The sequence below is a fragment of the Paracholeplasma brassicae genome (genome assembly GCF_000967915.1).
Lineage (GTDB): Bacteria > Bacillota_I > Bacilli_A > Acholeplasmatales > UBA5453 > Paracholeplasma > Paracholeplasma brassicae.
Window position 1 is genome coordinate 233,419 of sequence record NC_022549.1, and the last position, 20,201, is coordinate 253,619.

Here is a 20,201-nt window from a genome sequence, read left to right on the forward strand (position 1 = left end):
TATATGAACTATGCGAAACAGACAAGTCCATACATCCGCAAAGAAACCAGTGTAAAACGCATGATGGTTGACGTGTTAATTGCCTTACTACCAGTGGTGGTATTCGCAATTTACCGTTTTGGATGGGATGCGATTATCAGAATTTTATTATCCGTGGTCATTATGGTGGTGGCTGAAGCCATCGGTATGATGATGCGTGTGATGGTTCATCCATCAGTTAAAGGGTTTAAAAACCGCTTTAAAGCACGCTTTGAAAAATTAACCATTAATAACGTCACAGCGCCATTAGTGAGTGCGATCATCTTTGCGATGATTATTCCTTCGACCTTAAACCTATATGTGGTTGCGGTTGGGGCATTATTTGGGATTGTGGTTGCTAAGTTATTCTTTGGTGGGTTAGGCTCGAACATCTTTAACCCAGCAGCGATTGGTCGTGTGTTTATTGGGCTTTCATTTGCGAGCCAATTTAAATACGCAGGTATTGACGCTGCCGTAGGGGCAACCCCACTTGGTGCGGTAAAAGATGCGATGTTAAACATCCCGACCGTTTTACAAGATTACAAACTAATTGATTTATTCTTAGGTAACATTCCAGGGTCAATGGGTGAAATCAGTGCGATTTTAATTCTCGTTGGTGCGACTTACTTATTCATTAGAAAAGCAGCTGACTTTAGAGTGACCTTATCTATGGTGTTATCATTTAGCGTGATTATCTTTATCGCAGCGATTGCACAAGGATCTAAGAACTTAGTAGAAACGACATTATTCCATGTGCTTGGTGGTGGGCTATTATTTGGGGCAGTCTTCATGATTACAGACCCAGTAACTTCACCATACACAAGACCTGGTCGTTGGATTTATGGGTTAATGGTCGGTGTCATTGCCGCATTCATCCGTTTGTTCGGTGCCTACCCAGAAGGTGTTGCGTTTGCGATTATCATTTCAAACATGTTTGTGGCATTACTTGATTACTACAAGTGGTCAACAAATAAATATTCATGGAAGTTTATCATTGGCTATGTTATTAGCTTAGCGGCCTTAGGCCTAGTTGCATTTATTGGGATGGGAGGTTTAAACTAATGAAAATATTTAAAACAGCGTTAGTTCTAACATTGGTTGGAATCGCGTGTGGCATTTTGATTGGTTTTTCCAACCAAATTACCGCACCAATCATTGCGAAAAACAAGTTAGAAGCCGAATTAAAGGCGTATAAAGAAATATTTCCAACCATTGATGACCAAGAAGTTCTTGAGTACACATCAGACATCGTTTCAAAGGTGATTGTGGCTAAAGAAGGTGGCAATGTGATTGGTTACTTAGTGATGGGTAAACAAGCCAACGGCTTTGGTTACATCGACATGATTGTTGGTTTTGATAAAGATGGGACAATCGTTGGTATTGAAATCGTCGATTTCAATCAAACACCATCGTATCAAGCAGGTATTCTATCACGTACACTACAATTTGAAGGGACTGCTTTAGCGGATATTCCTGCAAAAGGACCACAAATTGATGCCAGTGTCGGTGGTACCTCTCAAGGGTTTAACACAGTAAAACTAATCGTAGCGGCAGCCGTTAGCGCGTATAATGAGGCGGTGAAATAATGAGTAGAGAAAATAGAGGATTACTAATCAACTTTGGTATACTACTGGTTGTTTCAATCAGCTTTATCCTAGGTTATGGTATTTTATATAAGAATTTAGATAAGAAAGACGCTTTAAAAGAATACCAAGTGTATTTTAGTGAAGCAACAGACTTTACTGAAGTGAGTGTAGATTCAACGATTATTTCTAAAAAAGTTGAAATCAAAAAAGGATCTGATGTGATTGGTTACTACTTTGTTGGTAGCGAATACGCAGAAGGCATTCCTGGACACGATGGTAAAGACGAATTAAGAATTAGTGTGGTCATTGATAAATCAGGTAAGTTCATTAATATTCAAACGGAATATTCAGAACATACTGAAAGTTTTGTCAGCAAATTAAACACATTCTATAATAACGCTAAAAACCAAAACATCGCCGATTTTAAAAACATCGATGGTGAGGCAGGGGCTTCGGCTTATTCGATGCCAGTGGTAGAAAAGGTCTTAACTGAGATTGCGAAAAACTTAGAGATCACAGTTAAACCAATGGTACCAAAAGACCCATACGTCTTAGTCTTTGGTGATTACGAAAGAAAAGAATTAGACAACGAATTTGAAGCAGATGATGTGTTATTATCAAGAGAATTAATTTATAACGACTTAAACCAAGTCATTGGTATCGCTTATGTGGGTACGGGTATCGCTAATGGCATTCCTTACCATGACGGACCGGCAAAACTTGACTTATTGGTCGGTTTATCAATTGATGGTAAGATTTTAGGCACAACCATCTTGGAACACGAGCACACACAATCATTCGTAGACAAGATTTTACCTTACTTCACTAACTTAGTTGATGTCTCAATTGATGGCTTTGAAACAGTGGATTTAGTTGCGGGTGCAAGTGAGTTCACAATGCCTGTGGTTCAATCCATCTTAGCGAAGGTAAAAGAACGCTTTGAAGGGTTTGATGTCTATGCACACGTATCTAATGGGTACGTCACGATTGAAGATGATGTCACATTTGTCGCAACGGATAAAGTTCTTGAAAAGAAAGTGCTTAAAGATTCTGAAGGGATCGTAACTGGGTATGTTTATATCGGTACTGATGGTATCACGGGCATTCCAGGACACGACGGTAAAGACTATATCAAACTGGCTGTTGGTGTTGATTTAACAGGGAACATTACGGGTGTGTATTTAATTGAAAGTGCCCATACCGAAGGCTTTGTTAAACGTATTATTCCATATTTAAATACCTTGGAAGGGCAAGCGATTGCTTCCTACAAAACAACTTACAATAATGGAACTACAGAAGTCGATGGATTCGCTAATGCAAGTGAGTATACGAAACCAGTAATCATCAGTATTTTAAATGCAATTAAGGGGGTGGCATAACATGTCTGAAACCGTAACTTTAAAGAAAAAAGACATCTTCATGACGGGTGTGTTAAAAGAAAATGCAACCTTCAAAATGATGTTAGGTATGTGTCCTGCCCTTGCGGTAACGAGTAGTTTTGAATCCGCATTTGGGATGGGCATTTTAGTTATCATCATTCTATCGTTTAGTAATGGGATTATTTCATTACTTAGAAAATTAATTCCATCAGACGTGCGTATTCCTGCCTACATCGTTATTATTGCAACACTTGTAACGGCGTTAAAGATGTTTGTTGATGCGTACGCACCAGCGTTAGCATCAAGCTTAGGTGTGTTTATTGCGCTAATCGCGGTTAACTGTATTGTTTTAGGTAGAGCAGAATCGTTCGCTTCTAAGAATACCGTATTAAATTCAATCGTTGATGGTCTTGGTAGTGCCACTGGGTTTACCTTATCGATCTCATTAATTGGTTTAGTTAGAGAAGTCTTAGGTAAGGGTAGTTTCTCATTTGGTGTGTTATTACCATTGCCATTTGAATTTACATGGCAAATTTTCCCAAGTGAATACGCTTGGAGCGTTCTTGTATCACCTCCGGGTGCTTTCTTAGTGATTGGTATTTTATTAGCCGGGTTTACCGCTTATGGCCAACACATGGAACTTAAGAAGAAGTTAAATAAAGCGAAAGCGAGGGCTAAATAATGACCTTAGAAGTATTCTTTGTTTCACTGATTAGCTCGATGCTAATTCAAAACGTTATCTTAATGAAGTTCTTAGGGATTTGTTCATTCTTAGGTGTTTCTAAAAAGATGAGTAACGTTTGGGGTATGAGTGCGGCGGTTATGTTTGTTATGATGATCTCAACCGCAATTACTTACCCACTATACTTTTATGTATTAGAACCACTCAATGTTCAATACATTGATACGATTGCGTTTATCTTAGTTATCGCAGCAGTGGTTCAATTAGTCGAAATGATTTTAAAGAAATACGTGGAAAGTTTATATCGTGGTTTAGGGGTTTTCTTACCACTGATTACAACGAACTGTGCGGTCTTAGGGGTTGCACAAACCAATATTTCAAGTGCGAACGGGTATTTAGATGCCTTAACCATCACCTTTGGGACAGCCCTAGGGTTTGGTTTAATCATCATTACATTTAGTGCGATCCGTATTCGTCTAGACTCAGCTAACGTGCCAAAAGCGTTTAAAGGTATGCCAATTGCGCTTGTGGTTGCTGGCTTAATGTCACTCGCATTCTTAGGTTTACAAGGGTTAATTTAATGCCTAGCGAACTAATCGGTATTTTGATACTAGCAGTACTAGTATTCTTCTTTATCGTGATTACTTTAGTCAATAAAAAAACCCCAGTGCCACAAAGTTGTGAACATGCGTATCACGAAGCACAAGCTTCTGGGTGCGATGCGTGTGCAATTAGTGGTGGTTGTACAATAAGAGAAGCACTAGATAAAATAAAGGAGATCGGCAAATAATGTTAAATGCAACTTTAGTTATCGGTGGTCTAGGATTATTATTAGGACTAGGCTTAGCCTTAGCGGCTAAATACCTAGAAGTATTTGAAGATGAACGTATTGCAGAAGTAGAAAAGATGTTACCAAACTACAACTGTGGTGCGTGTGGGACACCTGGGTGTCATGCGTTTGCTACTGAAATTGTGACCGGTAAAGCGGGTAAGATTTCAAGATGTAAACCAGGAAAACCAGACAAACATTATAACCCAATTTTAGAGTACTTAAAGAACCATCCAAATCCAGATGGCACACCAGTAGACATCAAATTATAACAACAAAGCACTTCCCTTGTGGAGGTGCTTTTTTTTACGCTTTAGAGGGCACATCAAACATGGATTTTCAAACCATCTTAAGTATCTTTATTTACACATAATTGGGCATTGTAAGTGTTTTTAATGAAAACTGGGGTGTTTTTGATTATTATATATGATATAATACGAAATGGAAATGAGCGATAATATGAAAAAAATAATGGGAATGATTTTAGGACTTGCACTACTTTCAGGTGCGTTCTTTAAAGTAAATGTTTATGCAAGTGATGAGCCTTTGGTAAGGTCTATGACCGATTATATGTACACGAGTATTACCGTGACACTATATAACGCAACCATTGAAGATTTAAATGAGATTGAAAAAATCTATCAAGAGTACACAATTATATCAAATAATTTCAATTTTAAGGACGACGATTTTGATGAGGTTAATGACTACTTAAGTAACCCTTTTTATGGACAAACAAGTATTTATGACGTCAATCAGAAAGCGTTTGATGAACCAGTCGTCGTTAGTCAAAAATTGTTTGACTTACTCTTAGAAGCTAAAGCGCTCTATTTAGAGACCAATGGCTATTTTGATGTCTCGATTGGTAGGGCCGTTGATTTAATCAAACAAGGCATTACCTCTTTTGGTTACGATGAGATGCCTAAGGCAGATTTTGATCAATTAATGAATGACATTGATGCGCTTGGTCGTGTGACCTTTAGTGAAGTCATACTAAATGAAACAAATCTTACGGTTCGATTTACGAATGAAAATGTGAAACTTGATCTAGGGGCACTTGCGAAAGGCTATGCCACACAAAAGGCAGTTGACTATTTAGAAGAACAAGGCATTACAACTTATATGATTAACGCAGGAAGTTCAAATATTGCGGTAGGCAAACACCCGGAAAATAGAAACTGGCGTTTAGGCTTAAGACACCCGGTGAATCCGATGTTAGGCTTATACGCGGTGGTTTCAAATACCGATAAGGCGATTGTTACCTCAGGGAATTTTGAACAATTCTTCACTTATGATGAGATTAGATACCATCACATCATCTCACCTAAGGATTACTTACCAAAACAGTACTATCACGCAGTAACACTCATCGGTGATGACTCGGGTCATTTGGATGGGTTATCAACCGCTATCTTTAATATGCCTTTTGATGAGGCAAAGGCGGTCGTTGAAAATTTAGGCATTGAAGCAATCTTTTTTATGTACGATGGTAAGATTAATACGATGCTTGAGGATACTGAAGTCGAGCTTAGGGTAGAAGAAGAAACCGAATCAAGACCAAACGACGTTGAGTCGATTGCCTACATTCTAGGTGGGGTCGTGATTGTTGGTGGTATCATTATCGTTTTACTATCAATCAACGAAAAGAAAAAAGGTGCTAATTATGACAAAGAAAAAGAAGAATGATTTTTTGTTGATTGGCGTTGCCTTAATTCTACTCGGAGGCCTGTTAATTTTTAGTATCGCAACTAGAGTTAAAGGCGAAATTGCTTATGTGAAGGTTTCGAATCAAGCGGTGATGCAAATCTCATTAAAGGATGGGTCATACGTAGCAAATAACCCATCAAACGTGATTGTTTTAACCGAAAAACCTGAAATTGATGGGTTTGACTTAACCACTTCAAGCGAGGTAATTCTACTCGAGTTTGGAAAAACAATTGTGGTGTATCAAAACCTCTTTTATGTCAGAGGGGCACTTGGCGTGGTTGAAATTCAGTATAAAGAAAATAAAATCAGAGTTAGTAAGGAAAAGAGTCCTTATAATATTTGTAGTAGACAAGGTTATTCGGATGTCGCACCGATCGTTTGTTTACCTAATTTTATCACCATAGAATTTAGTAACGATACGGATGTGATCATTGGATGAGTATAAAAAAATTGGTGCTGCTTGCAATCTTTACAGCGATTGCCGTGGTCGTAAATATCTTAGAAATGTATATTCCGATTATTCCTGGAACGGCATTCAAAATTGGGTTTGCGAATATCATTACACTCATCGTGGTTTTTGTATATTCTCCAAAAGAAGCAATCATTGTGGGCTTAATGCGCATCTTTGTTGCAGGTCTTCTTGGGCCATCAGGGTTTGGACCAACCTTTATGCTTAGCTTAACGGGTGGGGTGTTTTCAATCCTTACGATTGTCATATTTAGAATGCTTGATAAATTTTCACTAATTGGTGTTTCTGTGTTAGGCTCAATCATGCACGTCTTTGGTCAAATTCTTGCCGCAAGGTTTATTTTTGCGGAAGTTGTGACATTTTATGCACCGATCATGCTGTTTCTAAGTATTCCTGCGGGCATATTTACAGGGATTTTAGCAAATAAGTTTTTAGCCATTTCAAAAGAGTGGTTTGTGGAAAAGAAATATTAACTCGAATTTCAGTTAAAAAAGGTTTGAGTTATTAAAAAGTCTATGATATAATATATCGGAAACTTACTATGGACGAAACGTCTATGGCGGAAGGAGAATGGATATGAAAGAAAAAATTCATCCAAAATACCAAGTTGTTAAATGCCACTGTGTAACTTGCGGTAACGAATTTGAATTAGGTTCAACAGCAAAAGAAATTCGCGTTGATACATGTTCAAATTGTCACCCATTCTATACAGGTCAAGATACATTCACAGCAGCAGCTGGACGTGTTGACAAGTTTAACAAACGTTATGGTATTGACACAAAGAAATAATCAGTCGTTAAGAAGAAATAGACGTAGCCTAAAAAGCTACGTTTTTCTTCATTTTACCTAGGATTATTTATGGGTTTTTCAATGAAAATTATTTCATAAAAAATAGGGTTGATTCTTTGATTTGTTTTCCTTATACTAGAAGTAGCGAGATTAACTAAGGTCATTCTCTTTTTATTTTGTCGAATATAATAATCACAATAAATTATAACATTAAAATGAGGTGGAACACGATGCATCAACCAATTTTTGGCGGCTGGATTGAAGTCGTCTGCGGACCAATGTTTGCAGGTAAAACAGAAGAAATCATCAGACGTATTCGCAGATTAGAATACGCCAAGAAAAACGTTTTGGTTTTTAAGCCAACCATCGATAATCGTTACGCGACCGATGAAATCGTTTCTCATAATAAGACAAAAGCAAAATCAATTAATATCAATCAAGCCAGGGAAATCTTGGATCACATCAAGGAAAATACGCACGCGGTCGTGATCGACGAGGCTCAATTTTTAGACGATGAAGTCGTTGATGTGGCAGAATACCTAGCGAATAAAGGCATTCGCGTCATTGTGGGTGGTCTTGATAGAGACTTTAGAGGTGAGCCGTTTGGGCCAATGCCGCAGTTACTTGCGGTGGCGGAGTTTGTCGTTAAACTGACAGCGATTTGTGTGGTAAGTGGGCAACCAGCCACACGGACACAACGTCTAATTAATGGCAAGCCAGCGAGATACGACGATGAGATTGTCCTAGTTGGGGCAAGCGAATCCTATGAACCAAGATCAAGAGAATTCCATGAAGTCATTGGCAAGGTTAACCGATTTGAAGATGACAAATAAAGACGAGTATTACATGAGCTTAGCGATTAAAGAAGCAAAAAAAGCTTCTTTAAAAGACGAAGTTCCAATTGGTGCGGTGTTGGTGTATGAAGATAAAGTGTATGCCAAAGCACATAACCTTAGGGTAAAAACTAACAAAACTGCCTCACACGCGGAAATGTTAGTCATCGAGAAGGCAAACAAGAAGTTCGGGTCTTGGCGATTAGAGGACATGACGCTTTATGTCACTCTAGAACCTTGTCCGATGTGTGCTGGAACGATTCTGCAATCACGAGTAAAGCGCGTGGTGTATGGGGCAAACGATCCAAAGGCTGGCGCCCTTGGTAGCGTTTTTAATTTATTTGAACATAAATTTAATCACACGGTGGAAGTAACTTGTGGTATACTAGAAGAAGAGTGCAGTGAACTCATTAAATCGTTTTTTAAAGAGTTACGCCAAAAGAATTAAATCCGTATCCCTATGAGGCATCACCATTCAATTGTAGCGAGTGAACCTGGTCAGGTCTTGACTGAAGCAGCCATAAGCTTTGTTATGATGTGAGTGGTGATGCTTGATAGGGATACAATAATCAAATAGATAGAGAACCTTTAGGGTTCTTTTTTTCTTATTCATCTCAAGTCATTCTATATTATAAAAATTATAAAATTTATGAAAGCACTTTTAAATAATGACATTATTTGATGCAAATGGCTTGGTGTAAATAAAAAGTCTGTGATACAATGAAGGCAAATATAGTTTGGGATACTAAGTATCCTCTAATTAGAAAGCGGTGAACTGAATGAATGAAAAAATGCCAAGCCACTTAGCGGTTTTAAACAATCGTAATTTGGTCATTATGATTGGTGCGCTATTGGTTATTTTACTTGGGGCGACCTTTATCTTTGGGGCCTATAGTTTGTTAATCGCAGGGGTTGCGATTGTCTTTAGTGGGTGCGTTGAGTTAATATTTGCGAAAACGAGAAAAAAAGGTCTCGATTATAGCATATTAATCACACCTCTTATTTTTGCGTTAACGATGCCACCATCGGTCCCACTTTGGGTGGTTGCGATCGGTGCGAGCTTCGGGACTTTTTTTGCAAAAAGTTTATTTGGTGGTTTGGGTAAAAACATCTTTAACCCAGCCATGGTCGGTTATATTTTTGTTACAATCTCGTTTCCAAGGTATTTAAACACACAGTGGTTAAACCCAAAAACCGATGTGATTGGGAGTGTGACCCCATTAATTGGTTTAAATGGTGGTAATCTTAGTGAATCTTATATGGATTTATTGTTGGGTGTTGTGCCTGGATCACTAGGGGAGACGTTTCGTATTGGTATTCTAATTATAGGGCTTCTCTTAGTCGTTCTAAAAATTGTGGACTGGCGTATTCCGGTCTCAATTCTAGGTACGGTATTTATCGTTAATTTGATTGGAAATCAGTTGAATGAAACCTATTTTAGTGACCCGGTCGCATCTTTACTAGTCGGTAGTGTGCTTTTCGGTAGTTTCTTTGTCGCAAGTGACCCAGTATCGATGCCGGTTTCTAACTGGGCGAAAGTAATTTATGGCATTGGGATTGCGGCAATCATCTTAATTATTCGTGGTAACCCTGGCGCATACCCAGCCGGCATGGCGTTTTCTGTGGTGATTATGAATGCGTTTAGTCCGTTAATTGATTCATACTTTATTAAAGAAGCGGGTGAGCTTGTATGAGACAATACATCAACATGTTAGTGTTTGTTGTGATTTTGGGGTCCGTGGTTTCTTTCTTACTTGTTGGGGCGGATTTGCTGACCAAAGACCGAATCGCAAGAAATGACGAAGCGTTATTAAAGAGTTCGATTTTAGATGCTTATGACATCAGTTATAGTTTTAATACGGTGTTTGAACGTTTTGATGAAACGGTTGAAGAAGTGGTTATTGAAGACACAACGTTTTATATTGATAAAGAAACAAACCGTGTGTCCTACATTTTCAAAGGTTCCGGGGTTTGGGGGCCAATCGAAGCGATTATGACGCTTGAGGCGGATTTTAAAACAATCGTTTCAATTTCAATTTTAGCGCAAGAAGAAACACCTGGTCTTGGTGGTGTGTTGGCTGAGGCTTGGTATTTAGAAAAATACAGTGGGACTGTACTTTCTGATCAAAGTCCCTACATTATTATCAGACATGGGAATGAGGATAATCTACCAAATGAAGTCGATGCGATTACAGGCGGAACAAGAACCTCTGAAGCTTTTATGAAGATGGTTAATGAAACCTACCCGATGTATAAGACGTTATTTGAAAGTAGAGGTAATTAAGATGAAATGGATTCGTATTAAATACACTAAAACCTATAACCTCTTAAAGGACGGGCTTGCCACAAGTAATCCAATTGTGATTGCCGTCTTAGGGATTTGTTCCTCACTTGCGGTATCAAACAAGGTTGAAAACGCGATCGCGATGGGTCTAGGTGTGACCTTTGTTGTGATGGCCTCAAGCATGCTCATTTCAAGTATGAGAAGTATTATTCCAGCCAAAGTTCGAATGGTGACTTACATGGTGGTCATTTCGACGTTTGTGATTATGTTTCAAATGTTTCTAGATGCGTACTTTCCAACGATTGCCAAAAGCTTAGCGGCTTACGTCGGTTTGATCATCACCAATTGTATTGTGATGGGTAGAGCTGAGGCGTTTGCGGTTAAAAACCCAGTCAAGTATTCCATAGTTGATGGGTTTGCTTCAGGTATGGGTTATATGTTCATACTGGTTGTTGTTGCAATCATCAGAGAAGCCTTAGCGTTTGGAACCATCTTAAACATGAGGGTCATGCCTTTAAGTTTTACGAATTGGTCTGTCATGGCCTTAGCGCCTGGTGGGTTCTTTGTGATGGCGCTCTTCATTTGGGGCATTCGAGAATGGCTTAAGTATTACGAAAGTGAGGTGTAATTTGTGAGTAATCTAATTGAACTTTTTGTTGCAACGATATTAAATCACAACATTGCACTGGTCTACATTTTAGGGATGTGTCCATTAATTGCTATTTCGACGAACGTGAAAAATGCCAAAGGGATGGGGATTGCGGTTGTTTTGGTTGTTACCTTAACGGCAATGATCAACTACCCGATTTATCAATTATTAAAACAAACCGAAACAACGAGTTTAGCACTGTTGGTTTTCATTATTACGATTGCGGCAACCGTGCAAGTCTTAGAGATGTTAATGGATAAGTATTTACCTAAACTCTATAACGCGTTTGGTATTTATTTACCACTAATTACCGTAAACTGTGTGGTCTTAGCGGTATCATTGTTCTTTGTTAACCGTACGTATAATTTTGCGGAAACCACGGTGTTTTCGTTTGGATCGAGCGTTGGTTGGATGCTAGCGATCGTTTTAGTTGCTGGCATTCGAGAAAAAATGGCGAAGCACAGTGATGTACCAAGAGGTTTAAAAGGCAAAGGGATTGTCTTTGTCATCTTGGGCATCTTAGCGTTAGCGTTTATTGGATTTACTGGCTTAGCTAGTATATAAGGAGGATATTCTATGAATCCGTTTGTACCGATTATATTGATTGGTGGTTTAATACTCATTACCCTCTTTTTAATTGTCATTGATAAACTACTTGGTGGTGGCAAAGAAAAGATGTTACTTGTCAATGAGGATACCATCATACCTGTAAAAAATGAAGATACGTTATTAAATACGTTATCGAATCAAAAAATCTACATTCCTTCAGCGTGCGGAGGAAAAGCGACGTGTGGGTTTTGTAAGTTTCGACTCATTGAAGGTGGTGGTGAGGTTAAACCAACCGAACTACCATTTCTATCCAAAGAAGAAAGAGATTTAGGCATTCGTTTGTCTTGCCAAGTAAAAGTCAAGGACGACATGAAAATTGAAATCCCAAAGGAGTTACTGCACGCGAAGGCTTACCAAACGAAAGTCGTTGAAATCATTGAGCAAACCTATGACATCAAATTGGTTCGGTTTAAATTAATTGACCCGGACAAAATGGAATTTAAACCGGGTCAATACGCACAAATTAAAGTCCCCGGCATTGATGTGATTCGGGCTTACTCAATCGCATCTAACCCAAAAGACACATCAGAAATCGAGTTGATTATTAGACAAGTGCCTAACGGTAAAGCAACAACGTTTGTCCATAAAGCCTTACAAGTAGGCGATAAAATCACACTGACGGGGCCCTATGGTGATTTTTATTTAAGAGACAGTGGTAGAGAAATGATTTGTATCGCTGGTGGCTCAGGTAAAGCACCAATTAGAAGTATCCTATATTACTTAAAAGACCGCGGCATGACGCGTAAAGTCACTTATTTCTTTGGGGCGAAATCCAAAAGAGATCTCTATATGACCGAAGAATTCGAACAGTTAATGACTGAATTTCCAAACTTTACTTACGTGCCAGCTCTATCAGAACCGCTTGAAGAAGACAATTGGAAGGGTGAGGTTGGTTTAATTACCGACGTTGTTGATAGACACACCGATGATCTAAGTGAAGCAGAAGCCTATTTGTGCGGCTCACCAGGGATGATTAACGCCTGTAACAAAGTCTTAAGTAAACACAAAATTAAAGAACACAACGTTTTCTTTGATAAGTTTTAAATGAAATTTGACGAAATCAGTGGGCAATATCGCTCACTGATTTTTTTACATTTGTTTTCAAAACTGTTTAGTCTAGCAGATATTATGATATAATATCAAATAGTGGAGGTATATTATTAGATGAAATTACAATATCATGTATTTAAAACGTTAAAAGAACCAGTGGAAACTCAAGACTTAGGTGAACGTAGTGTGGAGGTTCATAGCATGAACCAAACACCTTACTTAGCAAAATACGCGTCAAAAGGTCAATTTGCTGTTTGGACATCCGATGGAAAGGAATACAAATTACTGATTGAAGATGGCTACTATGAAGTCATGAAAGAATTATACGATAAAAAAATCAACAAAGTATGGATATCATTCTACGAAGAAGCTGATAAGGTTCGAAGTGGGTTAATGTATAAAATCGTGTTACCGATGATCGCACTTGCGATGTTGGTGGCGGTATTATTTTCAACCATTCCAGCGTTACAACAATTCCAAAGCGTGGCACTTATTGCCATACTTGCGGTGATTTTAGTTGCGAACATTTTACAAACGAATTTGATGAAAAAGAAAATTGAACAAGCCAGAGCAAACTCAATTACTGAGATTAAACGCATTCGTGGAAAAGAACGTTTTGAAGAAATACTAGAAGCGCAAGCGAAGTATTACGATACTTACTTTAATACCGAAGTGGTTGAAGAAGTAAAAGAAGACATAGACAATCAGGATTCTAATTCTGAAAAATAAATAAAAGTGAGGACATGTTATGAATCAAACAATCGATCAATTAAGTATTAACACCTTGAGATTTTTAGCGGTTGATGCCATTAACAAGGCAAACAGTGGACACCCAGGGATTGTTTTAGGTGCCGCGCCAATGGCGCACATGTTGTTTACAAAACACATGCATATATACCCTAAAAAACCAAATTGGTTCAACAGAGACCGCTTTATTCTATCTGCGGGTCACGGTTCGATGTTACTTTACGGATTAAACCATTTATCTGGGTTTAAGGTGAGTTTAGAAGATTTAAAGAACTTTAGACAAATCGGAAACACACCAGGTCACCCAGAATACGGTCACACCGATGGGGTAGAAACCACCTCAGGTCCATTAGGTCAAGGAATTTCTAATGGGGTTGGTATGGCCATTGCTGAGGCACACTTGGCAAAAAAATACAACAAGCCAGGCTATGACGTCGTTGATCATTACACGTATGTGCTTTGTGGTGATGGGGACTTACAAGAAGGCGTTGCACTTGAAGCACTGAGCTTAGCAGGCCATCTAGGCTTAGGTAAGCTGATTGTACTATTTGACTCAAACGACATTCAATTAGACGGGAAAACGGATTTAGCGTTTTCTGATGACCACAAGAAGAAATTCGAATCAATGAATTGGCATTACCAAAGAGTAGCGGATGGCAATGACATTGATTTAATTAATAAAGCCATTAAAAAAGCGAAAAAAGAAGACAATAGACCATCGGTGATTGAAGTTAAGACAATCATCGGTTATGGGACAACCCTAAGTGGGACCTCAAGCGTCCACGGCTCTCCAATTGGATTTGAACGCCGTGAGGAAATGAAACAATTTTATTCATGGCCACATGACGCATTTGATGTGCCGCAAGAAGTTTACAAGCATTACAAAACAAAAGTATACAACCGTGGTCACCGTACGTATCGTAAATGGGTTGACATGGTTGAAGAATACGCTCAAAAATTCCCACAAGAGGCTCAAGAATTAAAGAGTTCAGTGCTTCAAGATTTCAGTGTTTCAATTGATGCCCTACCAAAATTTGAATTTGGTGGACAAGTCTCAACACGTGCCGCATCCGGTAAGGTTCTGGATTATTTATCCAAAGAATACCCATGCATCATGGGCGGGTCTGCCGATTTAACAGCCTCAACCATGGCTAAAGGCGCAGACGGTCATTTCAGCAAAGAAAACCGTTTGGGCAGAAACATTAATTTTGGTGTTCGTGAGCACGCCATGGGCGCAATCACCAACGGGTTAACTCTACACGGTGGTATTAAAGCATTCTCTGGGGCATTCTTTGTCTTCTCAGACTACATGAAACCATCCTTAAGACTAGCTGCGATCATGCGAATCCCATCAATCTTTGTTTTCTCACACGACTCAATTGCCGTGGGTGAGGATGGACCAACGCACCAACCGGTCGAACAATTAGCAGGTCTTCGTGCCATTCCAGGTTTAAACGTGATTCGTCCAGCAGACGCTAACGAAACAGCACAAGCTTGGGCAGTTGCTATGAATTCCAAACACACACCAACCGCCATTATTACAACCAGACAAAACGTGAAAACCCTAAGAGACACACCACACCCTCAGTTCAACCGTGGCGCATATGTGATTTCTAAGGAAGAAGGGCCACTCGATGGTATCCTACTTGCCGCTGGTAGTGAGGTATCACTTGCGGTTGAGGTTCAGTCATTGTTAAAAGAAAAGAATAAATACGTACGCGTGGTTTCAATGCCAAGCATGTACATGTTTGATAAAGAAAAACAAACCTACAAAGACGAAGTGCTTCCAAAAGGCGTAAAAACCTTAGCGCTTGAAATGGGTAGCTCAATGCCTTGGTACAAATACACACCAAACGTTTATGGCATTGATTCTTATGGGGTATCTGCTCCACTTGCGGTGGCCATCAAACATTTTGGATTTACAAAAGAAAAAGTGGAAGAAGTATACTTAAACATCAAATAAGGCGAGCAATCGCCTTTCTTTGACGATTAAGGCCAGTCTTTTAAATTGGCCGAAATCGTTTTACACACAAACTTAGGAAGTGATATTATGTATGACGTATTAGTCGTCGGTGGTGGACACGCCGGAATCGAAGCGTGTTTGGCCGCAGCCCGCATGGGCAAAAAAACAGCGTTAGTAACAGGAAAGCTTGATCGCGTTGGGGCAATGAGTTGTAACCCATCGATTGGTGGACCAGCCAAAGGGATTGTTGTTCGAGAAATTGATGCGCTTGGTGGCCAAATGGCCAGAAGTGCAGACCTTGGACAAATCCAAATGAAAATGTTGAATCTTTCAAAAGGACCAGCAGTTTGGGCATTAAGAGCACAAATTGATAAGTTGGCGTATCCTAAGATCATGTTAGAGATACTAGAAAACCAAGAAAATCTAACGTTAATTGAAGCGTTAGTGGATCATTTAATTATTAATGACAACCAAGCGTGTGGCGTTGTTTTAGAATCAAACGAAGAAATCAAGTCAAAGACCGTGGTGATTACCACAGGTACTTATTTAGATAGCCGTATTCTAAGAGGACATGAAAAAACCGTGTCAGGCCCAGATGGTCAACCGACCACTAAAGGGATCTCAAAACAATTAGCAGACCTCGGATTTGAAATGGTCAGACTAAAAACAGGTACCCCGCCAAGGGTACTAAAAAGTAGTATCGATTATACGAAGACTACCATTCAAAACGCGGACGACAAATTTCAAACGTTCAGCTTTGACCCACTAATCACAGAAATGGGTCATCAAGAACCTTGTTATTTGACTCACACCAACCTAGACACACATGGCATCATCAACATTAATCTTAATTTGTCATCAATGTATGGCGGCATTGTTGAAGGGGTAGGACCAAGGTACTGCCCATCGATCGAAGACAAAGTCGTTCGTTTCTCTGATAAAGAAAGACACCAAATCTTCCTAGAACCAGAAAGTATGGCCTTAGATGAAATTTATGTCCAAGGACTATCGACGTCAATGCCAAAAGAAATTCAAGAGAAAATGGTGCATTCGATTAAGGGGTTAGAAAATGCGGTCATTGTAAGATACGCTTACGCAATTGAATACGACGCGATTAATCCAACCCAACTTTATCAATCACTTGAAACAAGAAAAATCGAAAACTTATTTTGTGCCGGACAAATCAATGGCACCTCAGGTTACGAAGAAGCGGCTGGTCAAGGGTTAATGGCAGGGATTAATGCTGTCTTAAAAATTGATCAAAAGGAACCGTTTGTCTTAAAACGAAACGAAGCCTACATTGGCGTCTTAATTGATGACTTAATTACCAAAGGCACCAAAGAACCTTACCGTTTACTTACCTCAAGAGCTGAACACCGCTTATTACTTAGACACGATAACGCGGACTTAAGATTAAGAGAGTATGGGTATCGTTTAGGATTGCTTGATCAGACTCGATACGATCAGTTTTTAGAAAAAAAAGCACAAATTGACGAAATTAAAGCACAAATCGAAGAAGTCGTTGTTCTGCCGAATGACGAAAATAACCGATTGTTAAGACAACAAGGTTCAAGTAAAATAAGTGACAGAATAAAGTTAAATGAACTATTAAAACGACCAGAAATCCATTATAATGTAATTAAGCATTTCATTCCTACGAGTGCTTCTGATACGGTATTAGAACAAGTTGAAATTCAAGTGAAGTATCGAGGCTATATCGATAAAGCGTATAAAGAAGCCGAAAAAATGGTCCGTGTTGATGAAAAACCAATCCCTAAAGACATCAATTACGATTTAATTCGAAATCTAGCAATCGAAGCAAGAGAAAAGTTTAAAAAGATAAGACCGACAACCCTAGGTGCCGCTAGTCGGATTTCAGGGGTTAATCCATCGGACATTTCTATCTTACTCGTCTACTTGGAGTCAATTAAATGAGAACGCAATTTTTAAGTGACTTAGGGATCACATTAACCGAGGTTCAATTAAACCAATTTGAAACCTACTTTAATTATTTAATCGAACAAAACCAGGTGATGAACTTAACAGCAATCACTGAGGAAAAAGATGTGTACTACAAACATTTCTACGATTCGGTGTCTTTAATTAAAGCCATTGACTTCAACGCCATACAATCAATATGTGACATAGGGGCAGGCGCAGGCTTTCCAAGTATTCCCTTAAAAATCATTTTTCCACACTTACAAGTAACGATTGTTGAATCCCTTCAAAAACGAATTGGGTTCTTATCAAGATTGTCACTTAAATTGGAAATTGACGGGATCGAGTTGATTGCGAACCGTGCCGAAGTATTTGCAGAAAATAATCGCAACCGTTTTGATTTAGTGACCGCAAGAGCCGTCGCGCCAATCAAAATATTAGATGAACTTGCCCTACCGATGGTTAAACTCGGAGGGACACTATTAGCAATGAAAGCGTCTAATTTTCATGAAGAATTAAAAGAAGCGAGTAAAGGCATTACCATCTTGGGTGGCAGAGTTGAACGTGTTGAATCGTTTGAACTACCATTTGATTATGGCGTACGTCATTTGCTTGTTATAAAAAAAGTAAAAATAAACGATAAATACCCAAGAAGTTACGCACAGATAAAAAACAAACCGTTATAAAGGAGGGCATGTATGGGCAAAGTCATTTCTGTAGCCAACCAAAAAGGTGGCGTAGGCAAAACCACAACGAGCGTGAATTTGAGCGCATCACTGGTCTACTATGGCAAGAAAGTTTTGTTAGTGGATTTTGATGCACAAGGCAGCGCAACCACGTCACTAGGCATAAACAGAAGTACACTAAATGGCAATCTTTATGACGCATTGATGGGGGAAATGGATATCACAGACGTGATATTAGAAGTGCCTATCCAAGGTAGAAAAGAAGTATTGCATGTCATACCAGCAACCATTGATTTAGCCGGTATTGACTACAAGTTATTAGAAAAAGAGAATCACGAATACGTTTTTGATCAACTCGTAAAGAAAGTCAAAGACAATTACGATTACGTTATTATTGATTGTGCACCTGCGCTAGGGCTAACCACATTAAACGCATTATACGCAAGCGATTCGGTTTTAATTCCGATTCAATGCCAGTTTTTAGCGATTGATGGCTTAACACAATTACTCAACACAGTTCGTGTTGTACAAAAAAACCTTAAAGTGAATAAGCGTGAACTGACCATCGAAGGTGTGTTATTGACGATGTTAGATAAACGAACAAAAGCCGGTTGGGCGATCGTAAATGAAATTAAAGAGTATTTCCAAGAAGGGGTATTTAAAACCTTCATCACAAGTAACGTTGCTGCGCAAGTCGCACCGACTTATGGCATACCAATTTTAACCTACGCACCGAAATCGCCAGCCGCTGTTTTATACAAATCATTAGCTAAGGAGTTGATTGATAACAATGAAAAACGACAAAGCATTAGGTAGAGGATTAAAAGATTTGTTATTTGAAAACGTCATTGATGAAATTCAAGACGGGGAACGAATCTTAGAAATCCCATTAAAAGAAATCACACCAAACCCATTTCAACCAAGACGTATTTTCGATCCTGAAAAGATTAATGATCTTGCGCAATCGATTAACGAGCACGGTGTATTCCAACCAATCATTATCAAAAAAGTTAAAGACGGGTACATGATTGTTTCAGGCGAACGCAGGTTTCGTGCGGCAAAACAAGTTGGTTTAACCACCATTCCAGCCATCGTTAGAGCTTACGATCCACAAAAAGTCGCAGAAATTTCATTGGTCGAAAATCTTCAAAGAGAAGATTTATCACCAATTGAAGAAGCAGAAGCGTACTCAAGCATCATGCGATCAATGGAAATGACGCAAAAAGAATTGGCAGATAAAATCGGAAAATCAAGAAGTTATGTGACTAACGTCTTAGGTCTATTAAACTTACCAGAAGACGTACAAGGCATGCTGTTGGATAAAAAGATTTCAATGGCTCACGCGCGCGTTCTATCAAAACTAGATAACATCGCTCGAATTAAGCTGTTGGCTAATCGAATTGTCAATGAAGGTTTAAGTGTAAGACAAATTGAACAGCTGGCACAAACCGAGGCAAAAGCCAATAAACAAAAACGAGAAGCGAAGCCGTTAACCTTCATGATGTATGAACAAGCACTTAAACAAAACGCAGGCTTAAAGGCAAGTGTTACAAAAAATAAACTGACAATCAACGTTAAAGATGAAAACGAACTAAAAAAATTAGTGGAGAAACTCTTAGGATGATTTATCAAGTTGGCGATAAGATCACGACCAAAAAGAAACACGTTTGTGGGTCTAATACGTGGGTTATCATACGTACGGGCGCGGATATTAAGATAAAATGCGCAGGATGTGCGCGCGAAGTAATGATTCCAAAGTATGAACTCGACAAGAAAGTCAAACCGGAAACTTAGGGTTTAAAAAGAAAATTTCAAAAAATTCAAATTAGGTGTTGCATTTTTGTCTAATACTTGTTAGAATAAAAAAGCAACAGTTAATTGGAGGGGTAGCGAAGAGGCTAAACGCGGCAGACTGTAAATCTGCTCCCTAAGGGTTCGGCGGTTCGAAACCGTCCCCCTCCACCATCTTAACACTTTAAAAAT

General features: G+C 39.0%; 25 protein-coding genes, 1 tRNA gene and 1 other RNA gene. All 27 read left to right on the plus strand.

Annotated features, from left to right (window positions below; translation table 11 throughout):
* Positions 1-3 precede the first annotated feature (3 nt).
* The 27 genes from BN853_RS00955 to BN853_RS01075 all read left to right on the plus strand — a co-directional run bounded on the left by BN853_RS00955 (position 4) and on the right by BN853_RS01075 (position 20,183).
* Positions 4-1,080, plus strand: coding sequence for an RnfABCDGE type electron transport complex subunit D (locus BN853_RS00955; protein WP_030004089.1), 1,077 nt, complete (start codon positions 4-6; stop codon positions 1,078-1,080).
* Entirely contained in the window at positions 1,080-1,604 is a 525-nt protein-coding gene (locus BN853_RS00960; RefSeq protein WP_030004090.1) for an RnfABCDGE type electron transport complex subunit G, read from the plus strand. The genes BN853_RS00955 and BN853_RS00960 overlap by 1 nt, the downstream gene beginning before the upstream one ends.
* Positions 1,604-2,983, plus strand: coding sequence for a hypothetical protein (locus tag BN853_RS00965; RefSeq protein ID WP_030004091.1), 1,380 nt, complete (start codon positions 1,604-1,606; stop codon positions 2,981-2,983). The genes BN853_RS00960 and BN853_RS00965 overlap by 1 nt, the downstream gene beginning before the upstream one ends.
* Before the next feature lies 1 nt (position 2,984).
* Positions 2,985-3,665, plus strand: coding sequence for an electron transport complex subunit RsxE (rsxE, locus tag BN853_RS00970; protein ID WP_030004092.1), 681 nt, complete (start codon positions 2,985-2,987; stop codon positions 3,663-3,665).
* A complete protein-coding gene (locus BN853_RS00975; RefSeq protein ID WP_030004093.1) occupies positions 3,665-4,246 on the plus strand; it encodes an electron transport complex protein RnfA in 582 nt (193 codons plus the stop codon). Before rsxE ends, BN853_RS00975 begins: the two co-directional genes overlap by 1 nt.
* Entirely contained in the window at positions 4,246-4,455 is a 210-nt protein-coding gene (locus BN853_RS00980; RefSeq protein ID WP_030004094.1) for a hypothetical protein, read from the plus strand. The genes BN853_RS00975 and BN853_RS00980 overlap by 1 nt, the downstream gene beginning before the upstream one ends.
* Positions 4,455-4,766 (plus strand): (Fe-S)-binding protein, encoded by a 312-nt coding sequence (locus BN853_RS00985; RefSeq protein ID WP_030004095.1) that lies wholly within the window; start codon positions 4,455-4,457, stop codon positions 4,764-4,766. The genes BN853_RS00980 and BN853_RS00985 overlap by 1 nt, the downstream gene beginning before the upstream one ends.
* Before the next feature lie 187 nt (positions 4,767-4,953).
* The gene (locus tag BN853_RS00990) at positions 4,954-6,180 is read left to right on the plus strand and encodes an FAD:protein FMN transferase (RefSeq protein ID WP_052591103.1); all 1,227 of its coding nucleotides are present in this window, start codon (positions 4,954-4,956) and stop codon (positions 6,178-6,180) included.
* Complete coding sequence (locus BN853_RS00995) at positions 6,158-6,640, plus strand: NusG domain II-containing protein (RefSeq protein ID WP_052591105.1); 483 nt, start codon at positions 6,158-6,160, stop codon at positions 6,638-6,640. Before BN853_RS00990 ends, BN853_RS00995 begins: the two co-directional genes overlap by 23 nt.
* Complete coding sequence (locus tag BN853_RS01000) at positions 6,637-7,143, plus strand: Gx transporter family protein (protein ID WP_030004098.1); 507 nt, start codon at positions 6,637-6,639, stop codon at positions 7,141-7,143. The genes BN853_RS00995 and BN853_RS01000 overlap by 4 nt, the downstream gene beginning before the upstream one ends.
* 103 nt (positions 7,144-7,246) lie before the next feature.
* Positions 7,247-7,459 (plus strand): 50S ribosomal protein L31, encoded by a 213-nt coding sequence (rpmE, locus tag BN853_RS01005; protein WP_030004099.1) that lies wholly within the window; start codon positions 7,247-7,249, stop codon positions 7,457-7,459.
* Positions 7,460-7,689: 230 nt separating this feature from the next.
* Positions 7,690-8,292 (plus strand): thymidine kinase, encoded by a 603-nt coding sequence (locus BN853_RS01010; RefSeq protein WP_030004100.1) that lies wholly within the window; start codon positions 7,690-7,692, stop codon positions 8,290-8,292.
* A complete protein-coding gene (gene tadA, locus BN853_RS01015; RefSeq protein WP_030004101.1) occupies positions 8,282-8,740 on the plus strand; it encodes a tRNA adenosine(34) deaminase TadA in 459 nt (152 codons plus the stop codon). Before BN853_RS01010 ends, tadA begins: the two co-directional genes overlap by 11 nt.
* Positions 8,741-8,754: 14 nt before the next feature.
* Positions 8,755-8,849, plus strand: an RNA gene (ffs, locus tag BN853_RS08720) — signal recognition particle sRNA small type.
* Between the two features lie 222 nt (positions 8,850-9,071).
* Positions 9,072-9,986: an RnfABCDGE type electron transport complex subunit D gene (locus BN853_RS01020; RefSeq protein ID WP_030004102.1), complete on the plus strand. Its 915-nt coding sequence runs from the start codon at positions 9,072-9,074 to the stop codon at positions 9,984-9,986.
* Positions 9,983-10,576, plus strand: a complete 594-nt coding sequence (locus BN853_RS01025) for an RnfABCDGE type electron transport complex subunit G (RefSeq protein ID WP_030004103.1) — start codon at positions 9,983-9,985, stop codon at positions 10,574-10,576. The genes BN853_RS01020 and BN853_RS01025 overlap by 4 nt, the downstream gene beginning before the upstream one ends.
* A 1-nt stretch (position 10,577) precedes the next feature.
* Positions 10,578-11,204, plus strand: a complete 627-nt coding sequence (locus BN853_RS01030; RefSeq protein ID WP_030004104.1) for an Rnf-Nqr domain containing protein — start codon at positions 10,578-10,580, stop codon at positions 11,202-11,204.
* A 3-nt stretch (positions 11,205-11,207) separates the two neighbouring features.
* Positions 11,208-11,789: an Rnf-Nqr domain containing protein gene (locus tag BN853_RS01035; protein ID WP_030004105.1), complete on the plus strand. Its 582-nt coding sequence runs from the start codon at positions 11,208-11,210 to the stop codon at positions 11,787-11,789.
* Between the two features lie 12 nt (positions 11,790-11,801).
* Positions 11,802-12,878, plus strand: coding sequence for an NADH:ubiquinone reductase (Na(+)-transporting) subunit F (locus tag BN853_RS01040; protein ID WP_030004106.1), 1,077 nt, complete (start codon positions 11,802-11,804; stop codon positions 12,876-12,878).
* A gap of 120 nt (positions 12,879-12,998) precedes the next feature.
* Complete coding sequence (locus BN853_RS01045; protein ID WP_030004107.1) at positions 12,999-13,613, plus strand: hypothetical protein; 615 nt, start codon at positions 12,999-13,001, stop codon at positions 13,611-13,613.
* A gap of 19 nt (positions 13,614-13,632) precedes the next feature.
* Positions 13,633-15,594: a transketolase gene (tkt, locus tag BN853_RS01050; RefSeq protein ID WP_030004108.1), complete on the plus strand. Its 1,962-nt coding sequence runs from the start codon at positions 13,633-13,635 to the stop codon at positions 15,592-15,594.
* An 84-nt stretch (positions 15,595-15,678) separates the two neighbouring features.
* Positions 15,679-17,529, plus strand: a complete 1,851-nt coding sequence (gene mnmG, locus BN853_RS01055; RefSeq protein WP_052591420.1) for a tRNA uridine-5-carboxymethylaminomethyl(34) synthesis enzyme MnmG — start codon at positions 15,679-15,681, stop codon at positions 17,527-17,529.
* Entirely contained in the window at positions 17,526-18,218 is a 693-nt protein-coding gene (rsmG, locus tag BN853_RS01060; protein ID WP_030004110.1) for a 16S rRNA (guanine(527)-N(7))-methyltransferase RsmG, read from the plus strand. Before mnmG ends, rsmG begins: the two co-directional genes overlap by 4 nt.
* 12 nt (positions 18,219-18,230) lie before the next feature.
* A complete protein-coding gene (locus BN853_RS01065) occupies positions 18,231-19,034 on the plus strand; it encodes a ParA family protein (protein WP_030004111.1) in 804 nt (267 codons plus the stop codon).
* On the plus strand, positions 19,009-19,842 hold the full coding sequence (locus BN853_RS01070) for a ParB/RepB/Spo0J family partition protein (RefSeq protein WP_030004112.1): 834 nt from the start codon (positions 19,009-19,011) through the stop codon (positions 19,840-19,842). Before BN853_RS01065 ends, BN853_RS01070 begins: the two co-directional genes overlap by 26 nt.
* Complete coding sequence (locus BN853_RS08725) at positions 19,839-20,012, plus strand: DUF951 domain-containing protein (RefSeq protein ID WP_071386940.1); 174 nt, start codon at positions 19,839-19,841, stop codon at positions 20,010-20,012. The genes BN853_RS01070 and BN853_RS08725 overlap by 4 nt, the downstream gene beginning before the upstream one ends.
* A gap of 86 nt (positions 20,013-20,098) precedes the next feature.
* A tRNA-Tyr gene (locus tag BN853_RS01075) sits at positions 20,099-20,183 on the plus strand.
* The last annotated feature ends 18 nt before the right edge of the window (positions 20,184-20,201 follow it).

Excerpts from the sequence above, each read along its gene's own strand:
- BN853_RS00955 (WP_030004089.1), top strand. The coding sequence starts at position 4 with ATGAACTATGCGAAACAGACAAGTCCATACATCCGCAAAGAAACCAGT.
- BN853_RS00960 (WP_030004090.1), top strand. The coding sequence starts at position 1,080 with ATGAAAATATTTAAAACAGCGTTAGTTCTAACATTGGTTGGAATCGCG.
- BN853_RS00965 (WP_030004091.1), top strand. The coding sequence starts at position 1,604 with ATGAGTAGAGAAAATAGAGGATTACTAATCAACTTTGGTATACTACTG.
- rsxE (WP_030004092.1), top strand. The coding sequence starts at position 2,985 with ATGTCTGAAACCGTAACTTTAAAGAAAAAAGACATCTTCATGACGGGT.
- BN853_RS00975 (WP_030004093.1), top strand. The coding sequence starts at position 3,665 with ATGACCTTAGAAGTATTCTTTGTTTCACTGATTAGCTCGATGCTAATT.
- BN853_RS00980 (WP_030004094.1), top strand. The coding sequence starts at position 4,246 with ATGCCTAGCGAACTAATCGGTATTTTGATACTAGCAGTACTAGTATTC.
- BN853_RS00985 (WP_030004095.1), top strand. The coding sequence starts at position 4,455 with ATGTTAAATGCAACTTTAGTTATCGGTGGTCTAGGATTATTATTAGGA.
- BN853_RS00990 (WP_052591103.1), top strand. The coding sequence starts at position 4,954 with ATGAAAAAAATAATGGGAATGATTTTAGGACTTGCACTACTTTCAGGT.
- BN853_RS00995 (WP_052591105.1), top strand. The coding sequence starts at position 6,158 with ATGACAAAGAAAAAGAAGAATGATTTTTTGTTGATTGGCGTTGCCTTA.
- BN853_RS01000 (WP_030004098.1), top strand. The coding sequence starts at position 6,637 with ATGAGTATAAAAAAATTGGTGCTGCTTGCAATCTTTACAGCGATTGCC.
- rpmE (WP_030004099.1), top strand. The coding sequence starts at position 7,247 with ATGAAAGAAAAAATTCATCCAAAATACCAAGTTGTTAAATGCCACTGT.
- BN853_RS01010 (WP_030004100.1), top strand. The coding sequence starts at position 7,690 with ATGCATCAACCAATTTTTGGCGGCTGGATTGAAGTCGTCTGCGGACCA.
- tadA (WP_030004101.1), top strand. The coding sequence starts at position 8,282 with ATGACAAATAAAGACGAGTATTACATGAGCTTAGCGATTAAAGAAGCA.
- BN853_RS01020 (WP_030004102.1), top strand. The coding sequence starts at position 9,072 with ATGAATGAAAAAATGCCAAGCCACTTAGCGGTTTTAAACAATCGTAAT.
- BN853_RS01025 (WP_030004103.1), top strand. The coding sequence starts at position 9,983 with ATGAGACAATACATCAACATGTTAGTGTTTGTTGTGATTTTGGGGTCC.
- BN853_RS01030 (WP_030004104.1), top strand. The coding sequence starts at position 10,578 with ATGAAATGGATTCGTATTAAATACACTAAAACCTATAACCTCTTAAAG.
- BN853_RS01040 (WP_030004106.1), top strand. The coding sequence starts at position 11,802 with ATGAATCCGTTTGTACCGATTATATTGATTGGTGGTTTAATACTCATT.
- BN853_RS01045 (WP_030004107.1), top strand. The coding sequence starts at position 12,999 with ATGAAATTACAATATCATGTATTTAAAACGTTAAAAGAACCAGTGGAA.
- tkt (WP_030004108.1), top strand. The coding sequence starts at position 13,633 with ATGAATCAAACAATCGATCAATTAAGTATTAACACCTTGAGATTTTTA.
- rsmG (WP_030004110.1), top strand. The coding sequence starts at position 17,526 with ATGAGAACGCAATTTTTAAGTGACTTAGGGATCACATTAACCGAGGTT.
- BN853_RS01065 (WP_030004111.1), top strand. The coding sequence starts at position 18,231 with ATGGGCAAAGTCATTTCTGTAGCCAACCAAAAAGGTGGCGTAGGCAAA.
- BN853_RS01070 (WP_030004112.1), top strand. The coding sequence starts at position 19,009 with ATGAAAAACGACAAAGCATTAGGTAGAGGATTAAAAGATTTGTTATTT.
- BN853_RS08725 (WP_071386940.1), top strand. The coding sequence starts at position 19,839 with ATGATTTATCAAGTTGGCGATAAGATCACGACCAAAAAGAAACACGTT.